At 41.8% G+C, this 12331-nt stretch carries 9 protein-coding genes and 1 pseudogene; 2 read left to right on the top strand and 8 right to left on the bottom strand.

All coding sequences use genetic code 11. The annotated features are described in order from the left end of the window. Positions 1–42 precede the first annotated feature (42 nt). Positions 43–2586, top strand: a pseudogene (locus tag HFK82_RS08805) (acyl-CoA dehydratase activase-related protein); the annotation flags it as partial. Positions 2587–2632: 46 nt separating this feature from the next. On the opposite strand, the gene HFK82_RS01435 reads toward HFK82_RS08805, so the two are convergent. From HFK82_RS01435 to HFK82_RS01415, 5 genes are all read right to left on the bottom strand, one after another. Further along, on the bottom strand, positions 2633–3013 hold the full coding sequence (locus tag HFK82_RS01435) for a RidA family protein (protein WP_154454203.1): 381 nt from the start codon (positions 3011–3013) through the stop codon (positions 2633–2635). A 134-nt stretch (positions 3014–3147) separates the two neighbouring features. Beyond that, the gene (gene asnS, locus HFK82_RS01430) at positions 3148–4494 is read right to left on the bottom strand and encodes an asparagine--tRNA ligase (RefSeq protein ID WP_154454202.1); all 1347 of its coding nucleotides are present in this window, start codon (positions 4492–4494) and stop codon (positions 3148–3150) included. Positions 4495–4547: 53 nt separating this feature from the next. Continuing rightward, positions 4548–5741 (bottom strand): pyridoxal phosphate-dependent aminotransferase, encoded by a 1194-nt coding sequence (locus tag HFK82_RS01425; protein WP_168260534.1) that lies wholly within the window; start codon positions 5739–5741, stop codon positions 4548–4550. Beyond that, positions 5738–6208: a cell wall elongation regulator TseB-like domain-containing protein gene (locus HFK82_RS01420; RefSeq protein ID WP_168260533.1), complete on the bottom strand. Its 471-nt coding sequence runs from the start codon at positions 6206–6208 to the stop codon at positions 5738–5740. The genes HFK82_RS01425 and HFK82_RS01420 overlap by 4 nt, the downstream gene beginning before the upstream one ends. A 30-nt stretch (positions 6209–6238) precedes the next feature. Beyond that, positions 6239–8722, bottom strand: coding sequence for a bifunctional DnaQ family exonuclease/ATP-dependent helicase (locus HFK82_RS01415; RefSeq protein ID WP_168260532.1), 2484 nt, complete (start codon positions 8720–8722; stop codon positions 6239–6241). Positions 8723–8837: 115 nt separating this feature from the next. Between HFK82_RS01415 and HFK82_RS01410 the strand changes: the two genes are divergently transcribed. Further along, complete coding sequence (locus tag HFK82_RS01410) at positions 8838–9473, top strand: MBL fold metallo-hydrolase (protein ID WP_168260531.1); 636 nt, start codon at positions 8838–8840, stop codon at positions 9471–9473. Between the two features lie 42 nt (positions 9474–9515). On the opposite strand, the gene ftsX is transcribed toward HFK82_RS01410, so the two are convergent. The 3 genes from ftsX to prfB form a co-directional block, all read right to left on the bottom strand. Continuing rightward, a complete protein-coding gene (gene ftsX / locus HFK82_RS01405; protein WP_168260530.1) occupies positions 9516–10445 on the bottom strand; it encodes a permease-like cell division protein FtsX in 930 nt (309 codons plus the stop codon). Next, entirely contained in the window at positions 10438–11130 is a 693-nt protein-coding gene (gene ftsE / locus HFK82_RS01400) for a cell division ATP-binding protein FtsE (RefSeq protein ID WP_154454196.1), read from the bottom strand. Before ftsE ends, ftsX begins: the two co-directional genes overlap by 8 nt. Before the next feature lie 48 nt (positions 11131–11178). Beyond that, a protein-coding gene (prfB, locus tag HFK82_RS01395; protein WP_154454195.1) for a peptide chain release factor 2 occupies positions 11179–12274 on the bottom strand; the annotation gives its coding sequence in 2 pieces (ribosomal slippage) (positions 11179–12201 and positions 12203–12274; 1095 coding nt in all). Positions 12275–12331 lie beyond the last annotated feature (57 nt).

Below are 12331 nucleotides of genomic sequence, written 5' to 3'. Positions count from 1 at the left end.
ACATTACTGGAACACCAACCCCAAACCTCACGTTTGATGGGGCTAGAGGAACTGGATAACTTTACCACCCAAAAAGAATTCACCCGTTGCGGCTTGTGTGAAAACAACTGTGCTTTGACCGTGACCATTTTCAATGACGGTTCCAAATTTGTCACAGGTAACCGTTGCGAACGCGGAGCAGAAAAAGTCACCAAAATCACATTTGACCGCAGCAACCAAAAAGAAAACCTCGTTGATTACAAATATAAAAAACTTTTTAAATTTAAAGCTCTCTCAAAACGTGACGCTGTCCATGGCGTTATCGGTATTCCTCGTGTGCTCAATATGTATGAAAACTATCCCCTTTGGCACACCATTTTAACCGACCTTGGTTTTCGTGTGCAATTGTCCCCAAAATCAGACAAAACCTTGTTTGAAAAAGGGATTGAAACCATTCCAAGTGATACGGTTTGTTACCCTGCCAAGATGGTACACGGCCACATTCAAAGCTTGATTGACCGCAAAGTGGATGCGATTTTCTACCCAAGTGTCATTTACGAGCAAATTGAAAATAACAAGGCGCCGAACCACTACAACTGTCCTATTGTTCAAAGCTATCCTGAAGTTATCGAGAAAAACATGGACCCTATTCGCAATGGGGAAGTGGCTTATTTCCATCCCTTTGTCAATTTAGCAGACCACGAATCCGTTGTGCTATCTCTTAGCAAGGCTTTTCGTGTTTACGATGACATCACGCTTGAGGACATTCGAAGAGCCATCGAACATGGCTACCAAGCCTTAGCCGATTTCAAACAAGATTTGCAAGATAAAGCTGACGAACTGCTTTCCACTCTTGCTACCAAGGGCGAAAAAGCCATTGTCTTGTCTGGTCGCCCTTACCACCTTGACGCTGAAATCAATCACGGTATTGCCAATATTATCACGCAAGAAGGTTTTCATGTCTTGACAGAGGACATGGTGGCTGGTTTAGAAGAAGTGTCAGGACTGCGCGTGGTTAACCAATGGGTTTACCATTCTCGCCTCTATGCTGCTGCTAAAGTCGTTTCAAAAAATCCAAATCTAGAACTGGTGCAGCTCAACAGTTTTGGTTGCGGGCTGGATGCCGTGACTACTGACCAAGTGGAAGAAATCATGCGTGGACACAACAAGCTCTACACCGTCCTAAAAATCGACGAAGGAAGTAACCTCGGGGCTATCCGTATTCGCTTGCGTTCGCTTAAAGCTGCCGTTGAAGAACGAGATAAAAAAGCCCAAAAAGCTCAATTAAAACACATCTTCAACCAAGCACCGCAATTTGACAGCCAAGCCGAAGAAACCGAACCCCAAGAACCTGTCTTTACCAAGGACATGAAAAAGACGCACACGCTTTTGATGCCTATGCTGTCACCTATTCACCAAAATGGGCTCATCGAAAAAGCCTTTAAACAAGCTGGCTACAAGGTCGCGGTGTTGCCAGCCATGGACAGAAAAGCGGTTGACGTCGGCCTCAAATTCGTTCATAACGATGCTTGTTACCCTGCTATCATTTCTATCGGTCAGTTGATTGAAGCCTTGCAAAGTGGCGAATATGACCTGGAGCACACCAGCGTCATGATGACCCAAACGGGAGGAGGTTGTCGGGCAACAAACTACATTCCGCTCTTGCGTAAAGCCTTAAAAGACGCAGGATTTGCACAAGTTCCCGTGGTGTCTATTTCCATGGGCAATCAAGGAACTGAAGAAACACCAGGCTGGAACTTGACTTATTCCTTTGTCAAACGCCTACTCATCAGCGTTTTGTATGGAGACTTGTTTGAGCGTGTGCTTTACCGCGTGCGTCCTTACGAAGCCGTACCAGGCTCTGCCAATGCCCTCTATGATAAATGGCTTGAAGTTGCTCGCCACAACATCAAAACAGGTTCTTACTTTGAATTTAACCGCAATATGAAACGCATTATCAAGGAATTTGACACCCTTGAAACCGTTGATTTTGGTCAAAAACCACGTGTCGGCGTTGTCGGAGAAATTTTAGTCAAATACGCTCCAACAGCCAACAATGACATCGTTGCTATCATTGAACAAGAAGGGGGCGAGGCGGTCGTGCCAGACTTGATTGGCTTTATGAATTATTCACTGTTCAATCAAATTTGGAAGGCTGATGAGCTTAACATGAGCCAAAAAGCCAAACGATTTGCCAAACTCGGCATTGATGCCATCAACCTTCTCGAAAAACCAATGAATAAAGCCCTTGAAAAATCCCAACGTTTTGAAGGCATTGAATCCATCTATGACATTGCCAAGGGAGCTTCAAAAGTGATTTCTATCGGCAATCACACGGGGGAAGGCTGGTTCTTGACGGGTGAAATGATTGAATTGCTCAATAATGGCGTTAAAAACATCGTCTGCTTACAACCTTTTGGCTGCCTACCAAACCACATCGTTGGTAAAGGAATGGTCAAAGAATTGCGCCGCCAATACAAAGGGGCCAACATCGCACCAATTGATTACGACCCAGGTTCATCAGAAGTGAACCAACTAAACCGTATCCGCTTGATGATGACAACAGCCAAGAAAATGCAAAAAGCTTCACTCACAAATCATTCTTAACAAATAATCTCCTATGAGAAAGAACTCGTAGGAGATTTTCTTATCTTTAATCAAGGTAGGCAATCACTTCAATTTCTACCTTAACGTCTTTTGGCAAACGCGCCACTTCAACCGCTGAACGAGCTGGAAAATCCGTTTTAAAGGCTGTGGCATAAACTTCGTTAAATGGGACAAAATCATTGATATCACTTAGGAAACAAGTTGTTTTGACCACATGGTCAAAGTCTGTTCCCGCTTCGGCTAAAATGGCACCAATATTTTTTAAAACTTGCTGGGTTTGTTCTTGGATAGTCGTTCCAATGATTTCCCCAGTTTCAGGCGATAAAGGCACTTGACCTGATGCAAAAAGGAACTGACCAACGACCTTGCCTTGCACGTAAGCACCAATTGCTGCTGGGGCTTTATCTGTATGAATGGTTTTTGCCATAATGAACTCCTTTTCTTCATTTAGTAGGATTATTATAACAAAATATTCTGAATATTAAAATATCTTATAACTAACTTTTTGCTAAGAAAAAAAGAGCCAAATGGCTCTTTTCTGTTATTCTAATGTTAATCACCTTATGGTTTCAAACGATGAAGCATACGTGGGAATGGAATGGCTTCACGAATGTGTTTAGTACCAGCAACGAAAGTCACCATACGTTCGATACCAATACCAAATCCAGCGTGTGGCACTGAACCGTATTTACGAAGGTCAAGGTAAAATTCGTATTCTGATTTGTCCATTTCAAGAGCATCCATTTTAGCTACAAGAGCATCGTAATCGTCTTCACGGACAGAACCTCCGATGATTTCACCGTAACCTTCTGGAGCAAGCAAGTCCGCACAAAGAACGCGGTCTGGGTTACCAGGAACGGGTTTCATGTAGAAAGCTTTGAAACTTGCTGGGTAATTGATCACAAAGGTTGGCATACCAAAGTAGTTTGAAATCCATGTTTCATGTGGTGAACCAAAGTCATCACCGTGTTCAAGGTGTTCGTAATCAGCATCTTCGTCATTTTCATGTTCTTGAAGAAGGCTAATGGCATCATCATAAGACACGCGCTTGAATGGCTCTGCAATGTATTTTTTAAGCAAATCAACATCACGTTCCAAGATTTCAAGGGCTTGTGGTGCACGGTCAAGCACACCTTGGATAAGGGCTTTAACGTAAGCTTCTTGCAAATCAAGTGATTCTTCATGTGTCAAGAATGAATACTCAGCATCCATCATCCAAAACTCTGTCAAGTGACGGCGGGTTTTTGATTTTTCAGCACGGAAAACAGGACCAAAGTCAAAGACACGACCAAGTGCCATAGCCCCAGCTTCAAGGTACAATTGACCTGATTGGCTCAAGTAAGCAGGTGTTCCAAAGTAGTCTGTTTCAAACAACTCTGTTGAATCTTCTGCTGCATTTCCTGACAAGATTGGGCTATCAAACTTGATGAAACCATTTTTGTCAAAGAAGTCATAAGTAGCATAAATGATAGCGTTACGAATTTGCATGATAGCCATTTGTTTACGAGAACGCAACCATAAATGACGGTGGTCCATAAGGAAATCCGTTCCGTGTTCTTTTGGTGTAATAGGGTAATCTTCTGAGTGCCCTACGATTTTGACATCTGTGACGTCCAATTCATAACCAAATTTTGAACGTGAATCTTCTTTGACAATCCCTGTGATAAGGATAGACGTTTCTTGGCTAAGGTGTTTGATGGTATTGAATTTTTCAGTTCCTTCTTCTTCACCAAATTTTTCGATAAAGTTTGGTTTGAAGGCCACGGCTTGGAAAAATGCAGTTCCGTCACGAAGTTGTAAGAAAGCAATTTTTCCTTTTCCTGATTTGTTAGCAACCCATGCACCGATAGTCACTTCTTCGCCAACATGGTCTTTAACATCAATAATTGATACGTAATCTGTAGACATATTTCCTCTTTCCAATGTTTCCTCTCATCATCTGAGCAAGACACTATGCTTTATTATAATTTGGAATCCAATTTCATAAACAATTTCAATCGATTCACAGCTTCTTTTAAAGTTACCAAATCGGTCGCATAACTCAAGCGAACATTTTCAGGAGCTCCAAAACCAGCACCTGTTACCAAAGCCACCCCAACTTCTTCAAGAATGTCATTGGTAAAATCAGTAACGTCTGTGTAACCCTTCAATTCCATAGCTCTTTTCACATTTGGGAAAAGATAGAAGGCACCTTGTGGTTTAATCACGTCAAAACCAGGAACTTCACACAAGAGTGGGTAAATGGTATTTAGACGGTCCTCAAAGTCACGACGCATGCTTTCAATGGAATCTTGTGGGCCTGTCAAGGCTTCAATAGCTGCATATTGTGAAACGGTGGTCAAATTTGAAGTGGTTTGGCTGATGACTTTTGCCATACCAGCGATAATGTCTTCATTACCAACCGCAAATCCCACACGCCAACCTGTCATAGCATAGGTTTTAGACAAGCCATTAACAACAATGGTGTGTTCTCTGATTGCCTCAGAAATGCTTGAAATAGGGGTAAAGACATTGCCATTGTAAACCAAACGACCATAAATGTCGTCAGCTAGAATTAAAATACCATTTGCTACTGCCCAGTTACCAATTGCTTCTAGCTCATCACGGGTATAAATCATACCTGTTGGGTTAGAAGGGGAATTGAGCAAAATCACTTTGGTTTTATCTGTGCGAGCAGCTTCTAATTGCTCTACTGTGACTTTAAAATGATTTTTTTGTGTCGTAGCCACTGTCACAGGTACCCCACCAACCATTTTCACTTGGTCCACATAAGATACCCAACATGGTGATGGAATAATCACTTCGTCACCTGGATCAAGAACCGTTGTGAAAAAGGTGTATAGGATGTATTTGGCACCTGTTCCCACAACGACTTGATTACGAGAAACAAAGTAGCCGTAATAATTTTTCATGTATTGACCGATAGCGTCTTTCAACTCAGGAAGTCCTGAAGCTACGGTATAAAAGCTGGCTTTCCCATTTTTGATGGAATGAATAGCTGCTTTTTGAATGTTTTTAGGGGTTTCAAAATCTGGTTCCCCCAAGGTTAGTGATAAAATATCACGTCCTTCTGCTTTTAAGGCTTTGGCACGTGCACTAGCTGCTAAAGTCACACTTTCGTCCATGTTTAACACACGTTTTGATAAGTTTGTCATACGCCCTCCTTTTTAATAAGCTCACCTGTTTTGAAATTCACAAGATAGTAACCGTTAGTAGCCGTCACCTCCCAAACAGGGGATTTGGCATAAATCCCAAAAACCACCTTGGAAATATCTGTTGCACCGTTGCTTGCGGCTGTTTCTTCGGCTTGTTGGCGACTAATCCCGTCACTTTCGGCATATACATAAACCTCTCGGTTATCCTCACCAACTGAAACAATGCGCTTACCACCTGATTCGGTAGTGCCATAAACACTATAAAAGGTGTTCGGTCCATTATAGAGTTCCACAGAGGAAGTTTTTGATAATTTAGCGGCTTTGATAGCGACCTGGGTAGCTGTTCGTTCTGCATCCAGTTTTGGTTTCATTGAGAGATATAAAACCATCCCTGCAGAAATCAAGAGAACTAAGAAAACCATGCCAAAACCAAGTAAATATTGTTTTACTGGTGTTAATTTTTTCATTTACTTCTCCCCTTTGAGTTATCCTTTTTATTATACCAAAAAATCCTTCATTTCTGTTAATGACTTTGCAAATTTTTGGGAAGAAAGCTGAAATTCTTCTGCTAAGGAATCGGTCATCAATTTACCATAAGACTTGGTTAAAAGGCGGTTATCCAAAATCAAAACAGCTGAGCGCTGGTTTTCTCGCCTCATGGTTCTACCGATTGCTTGCTTGAGTTTTAAAATCGTCAGCGGCAAAGCATAATCGTAAAATGGTGATTTGGCTTGTGCCAGCAAGTGATTGCTGACTTTTTGGAAAAAGATATCTTTAGGATTGTCAAAAGGCAGGCGGGTAATCACTTCAATCATTTTATCGGATTGCACAAAGTCAACCCCCTCCCAAAATGAGCCTGTCCCTAACAACATCCCACTTTCCTTGCGTTCAAAACGCCGTTTGACATTATAAGCCATACCGTTTTTATCCTGTGTCAAATGGGGAACGTCCTTATCATCAAGGTAATCTGAAACTGCAAGCATCGTCGCTCTGGCATTAAATAAAACCAAGACCTGCTCACCTAAGTTTTGAATCTGACAAAGACGCTCAGCAATAGCTAAGGCATAAGCTTCCTCAGACACTTGGGTGACATTTGGCATCTCTTCATCAATCCACACGCGCTGGCCACTGCTTTTTTCATGAGCCAAACTCACAAAATGATAAGAGTCAAAGCCCAGCAAATCCGCTAGACTGACTTGGGGACTGATGTGCAAGGTTGCTGAAATCATATAGGTTTTGCGTGTTTCAGGCAAAAACTCTTGAAAATTCAACAACTCATCATTACTGGCATTGAGGTAGGTTTGGCGCTTGTCATTTTCAAGCATTGACTCCATCCAAAAATCCGTAAAATGATGGGACAATAGCAAACACAAATCCTCTAAACCATTGAGGCGCCACTGAGGATTGACCGCCAAAAGTTCCTTGACCGTCTGCTCGATAGCTGCCATGGCCTCGGTCGTGACAAATGTTTCTTGATTTTGGTAGAAACGTGTCACCAAATGGCTCAACTGGAAGGACAGGTTTTCAAGCAACCGTTTTTCCAGCACAGGCAATTTAGCTGTCAGGTGTTTTTCTAATAAGGTCACTAACTGAGTGACATTTAGCTGACGACGAGAGAAATGCTCAACATTTAGCATCAGCTTTTGCGCCTCGTCAAAAACCAAAATCTTATTGGCCGCGAAAGCCTTGTCGTCTTGCACTCGTTCTAAGAAATAAGCGTGATTGACCAGCAACAGCTTGCTGTGCTTGGCCCTTTCATAGGTTACCTGCCAAAAATCGACTTCTTTGTAAAGGCTCTTCTCACTCAAATCCCCATCGTGTTTGATGGAGTCAAAATAAGCGGCAAAACGTTGTTTTTGCTTGATTTCATCCAAATCACCCGTTTCTGTTTCGGTCAGCCAGACCAGCAACTGCATCTTGTAGCGATTGATAAGGCGATTGTCGTCTTGATGATGCAAACTCTCGACAAAGGCATCTAGTTTTAGGTAATTGCTAGGCCCTTTGATGGATTGGCAAGAAATATGAAAAACATCTTGAATGCGTTTGGCTTCGTTGGCCATAATTTGGTCTTGTAAGATTTTGGTGGGAACCGATACAATCACCTGTTCATCTTGTGCCAAATGCAAGAGAGGCAAGAGATAGCCGTAGGTTTTACCGATCCCAGCTTGAGCTTCTAAAAACGAAACGGCTGATGAGGCAAATTCATCCTTGACCAAAGTAGCAAACTGAGCCTGCTTCTCCCGATTGTCTAGGCCAAGCAGAGCCACATTAACCGCAAAATCATCTGACAGGCAACGCGGCTCGGTTATCGCCTGCGGTCGGCGTAAAACCAAATCCCCCACCATCTGAAAGGTCGCTGGCGAAAACGGTTTGGCCTGTGAAAAGCCCGCTTCAATGAGCATACCCGTTTCAAAGATCAGATTATCAGAAAAAGGCAAAAGCTTTTCCAAAACTTCTTTTGGCAATTGATTGATTTTAGCCTGCAAGCGCAAAAAAAGCTGCGCTGTCGCATAGGCATCTGAAATAGCTGTGTGAGCATCTGTCAAATCCAAATCCAAGGCCTTAGCCAAATGCTCCAAGGTGTATTTTTCAAAAGTTGGGTAAAAAACCTGAGCCAATTCGACCGTATCCACGCGCGGTGTTCGCAACTCAAAACCTTGCCAAAAAAGCTGTTCCGCCAAAAGATTGGCATCAAATTTGACGTTGTGAGCCACAAAGACACAATCTGCTATCAAGTCGTAAATTTCGCCCGCCACCTGAGAAAAATCAGGGGCCTTGGCCAATTGATCATCGGTAATACCTGTCAGCTGGATAATGTGCTCTGACAAGGGTTCATGCGGATTGACATCCGTTTGATAAGTCTTGGTAATCTGATTATTTTCTATAATCACGATACCCACTTGAATAATTTCTGCTGCGGCATGGGCTCCTGTCGCCTCTAAGTCCACAACAGCGTATTTTAGGAAATGTTCATGCTTCATAACAATCCTATTATATCACAAACCACTCTTCTTGTATTTGTGTGGAAGCTTTATGAGCAGTAAACGAGCTGGCTTTTAGTATGACTTTTTACCAAAATTTTGATACACTTTTTTTATGAAGATATTTAGAATAGTTAATCGCGTTGCGCGTGAAAATACTTACTTGTTGGTCAATGACCAAGCCATTATCGTTGTCGATCCTGGAAGTGATGTGGATATGATTCTTGAAAAAATCACGTCACTGAACAACCCTGTGGCGGCTATTTTACTGACCCACGCTCATTATGATCACATTATGAGCTTGGATGTGGTGAGAGAGCATTTTGGACATCCTCCTGTTTATATTTCTGAAAAAGAAGCGTCATGGCTCTATTCACCAAAGGATAATTTTTCAGGTTTGGAGCGCCATGCGGATTTGCCTGATGTTATTTTAAAACCTGCTGAACATCACTACCAGTACGAAGACGATTATCACATCGCTGGTTTTCATTTTTATGTTCGCCCAACGCCAGGACACTCTTATGGTAGTGTATCGCTGATTTTCCCAGATGACCACGTCGTTTTGAGTGGTGATGCTCTTTTTAGAGAAACTATCGGACGAACAGACTTGCCAACTGGAAATAGTGAGGAACTCCTAGCTAGCATTCAGCGAGAATTATTTACCTTGCCAAATCATTTTGCGGTTTATCCAGGGCACGGCTCTGATACCACCATTGCCCATGAAAAAAACATGAACCCTTTCTTTAACTAAACCAAAAACAACTTCTGCAAAAGCAGAAGTTGTTTTCTTGTTTTAAATTTTAAGATAGCGGCGCATTGAAATCACTGAACCAAGTGCTCCAATGATAATACCGATTAAGAACATACTACCAATAACTAACGGAAGGAAGTTTTCCGCTGGGTATAATGATAGGCTTTGCATTTCAAATTGTGGATTGAAAGCACCGTAAACATAGTGGTAAGCAAAGTAAACAATCACTGATGGCAAAATGGCACCAAGAAAGCCAACCCATGCTCCTTCAAAGAAGAATGGTCCACGGATGTAAGAATTCTTTGCACCTACCAAACGCATGATCTCAATATCGCGTTGACGTGACATAATGGTCATACGGATAGTATTTGAAATAAGGAAGATTGCGACAAGCACAAGAAGGACGATACCAGCAAATCCCCATGTTCGAATGTATTTTGCAATTTTGAACAATTGGTCTGAATCTGAACCACCGTAATCAACGGATTCAACACCACTGATTTTTGAGATTTTATCAGCTACTTTTTTAACATGAGATGGTGAGTTAGCTTCTACGATATAAACATCTTGTAGAGGATTAGAATCGCCATCAAAGAGTTTCCAATCGTCCCCGTAGGTTTCTTGCAATTTAGCTAGCTGTTCATCTTTACTTGAATAAGTAACCTTCTTAACACCTGAAATCTTGTTGATTTGGTCATAGACTTGGTGGTAAGCATCATTTGAGACGGTTTCGCCAGCTTCATTAGTCTTAGTTTCAAAGTTATCTGTCGAATCCACATCAAGGTAAACATTGATTTGAATGTTGTTTTCAATACCTGATGCCAAACGCTCCACATTTAATAGCACTGCTGCAAAGACACCGACAAGTGTCAAGGTAATGGCAACCGTACTAACCGAAGCAATTGTCATCCAAATATTACGCTTTAAACTTTTTATGGATTCCCACAAATGACGGAAAAAATTTCTAATCATCGTAACCGTATTCTCCTTCCTCTTCATCACGAACAATGCGACCATTCTCAATCGCGATAACACGATGGCGAAGGGTATCAACAATTTGCTTATTGTGAGTAGCCATTAAAATGGTTGTTCCTTGAAGATTGATACGTTCTAACAACTGCATGATTTCCCATGAAATTTCAGGATCCAAGTTCCCAGTCGGTTCGTCAGCGATCAAGACTTTTGGATTGTTAACAATCGCACGAGCGATAGCAACACGTTGTTGCTCACCACCTGACAATTGGTGTGGGAAAGAACGCATTTTGTGTTTTAGACCAACCAAGTCTAACACTTCAGGAACACGTTTTTTAATATCACGTGGCTTTTCTCCAATAACTTGCATGGCATAAGCCACATTTTCAAACACAGTCTTTTTAGGAAGGAGTTTGTAGTCTTGGAAAACCACCCCGATACTACGACGTAGCATAGGAATATCACGTCGTCTTAATTTATTCAAATCAAATTTGCCGACCTTGATTGTCCCTGCTGTCGCTTTTTCTTCACGATAGAGTAACTTAATAAAAGTGGACTTACCAGCACCTGAAGGACCAACAATATATACAAATTCACCTTGGTTGACTTTTACATTGATATCTCTCAAGGCAGTGGTTGATCGGCGATACTTTTTGTCCACACCATTCATTTCAATTAGTGCCATTTATATTTTCCTTTACGATTTAATCATCCTAAAAAACTTACTGTTTTCCTAGTCAATACGCCATTTCAGATAGGCATCAATGAAACCATCAATGTCACCATCCATCACTTTATCAACTTGTGCCACTTCATATCCTGTGCGATGATCTTTAACCATCGTATAGGGGGTAAACACATAAGAACGGATTTGACTTCCCCATGTGATTTCTTTTTTATCACCCTTCAAAGCATCAACTTCTTGTGCTTTTTTCTCTTGCTCAAGCTGATAAAGTTTCGCCTGCAACATCTTCATCGCACGGTCACGGTTACCATATTGAGTACGATCAACGGTTGACGACACCACGATTCCTGTTGGAATATGGGTCAAACGAACCCCTGTTGATACCTTGTTGACGTTTTGTCCACCAGCACCACCAGAACGGAAAGTATCCATTTTGATGTCGTCATCACGAATTTCCACTTCAATCGTATCATCCAATTCTGGCATTACTTCGACTGAACTAAATGACGTGTGGCGACGTTTGGCTGAGTCAAATGGAGAGATACGCACCAAACGGTGTACACCCATTTCAGACTTCAACAGTCCGTAAGCATTTGGCCCTTCAAAAAACAAAGTAACAGACTTAATACCCGCTTCATCCCCTGCTTGGTAATCAAGCGTTTCAACTTTAAAGCCTTTGGCATTACCATAACGGGTGTACATACGAAAGAGCATATCTGCCCAATCCTGCGCCTCGGTACCACCTGAACCTGGGTGAATTTCCAAAATCGCATTGTTGCGGTCATAAGGCTCTGATAACAACAAGGTCATCTCATAGCCTGTCATGATTTTATCAAGCTTTTCTAAACTTTCTTCTAAATCAGACTGAACCGAACTATCCTCATCCAACATTTCCAAATAAAGCTCTGTTTCATCAGACAACTCTTGCATGGTATTAAAAGTGTCATATTTTTGCTTGAGTTCGTTGAGTTCTTGAGAGGTTTTCTGGGCTGCAATATTGTCATCCCAAAAATCAGGCTCCGTCATTTTATTTTCAAGAAGTGCGATATCTTCTTCCAGACGGTCTAAGTCAAAGAGACCTCCTGAAGCTAGTCAACTTCTCTTGGTTTTCTACTATTTTTTGGCGAATTTCAGCCACTTCCATGAGCATACTCCTTTATTCATTACTTCTTCCTATTCTATCACAAAGGAAGCAAAATTA

The sequence above is a fragment of the Streptococcus alactolyticus genome, assembly GCF_012277075.1.
GTDB lineage: Bacteria > Bacillota > Bacilli > Lactobacillales > Streptococcaceae > Streptococcus > Streptococcus alactolyticus.
Note: the sequence above shows the minus strand (reverse complement) of the source record. Positions and strands in the feature narration are given on the sequence as shown.

Bases quoted from the DNA above. Each gene is read 5' to 3' on its own strand.
- ftsX (WP_168260530.1), bottom strand. From the start codon at position 10,445: ATGATTAGAAATTTTTTCCGTCATTTGTGGGAATCCATAAAAAGTTTA.
- HFK82_RS01420 (WP_168260533.1), bottom strand. From the start codon at position 6,208: ATGAAAAAATTAACACCAGTAAAACAATATTTACTTGGTTTTGGCATG.
- ftsE (WP_154454196.1), bottom strand. From the start codon at position 11,130: ATGGCACTAATTGAAATGAATGGTGTGGACAAAAAGTATCGCCGATCA.
- asnS (WP_154454202.1), bottom strand. From the start codon at position 4,494: ATGTCTACAGATTACGTATCAATTATTGATGTTAAAGACCATGTTGGC.
- HFK82_RS01410 (WP_168260531.1), top strand. From the start codon at position 8,838: ATGAAGATATTTAGAATAGTTAATCGCGTTGCGCGTGAAAATACTTAC.
- HFK82_RS01415 (WP_168260532.1), bottom strand. From the start codon at position 8,722: ATGAAGCATGAACATTTCCTAAAATACGCTGTTGTGGACTTAGAGGCG.
- HFK82_RS01425 (WP_168260534.1), bottom strand. From the start codon at position 5,741: ATGACAAACTTATCAAAACGTGTGTTAAACATGGACGAAAGTGTGACT.
- HFK82_RS01435 (WP_154454203.1), bottom strand. From the start codon at position 3,013: ATGGCAAAAACCATTCATACAGATAAAGCCCCAGCAGCAATTGGTGCT.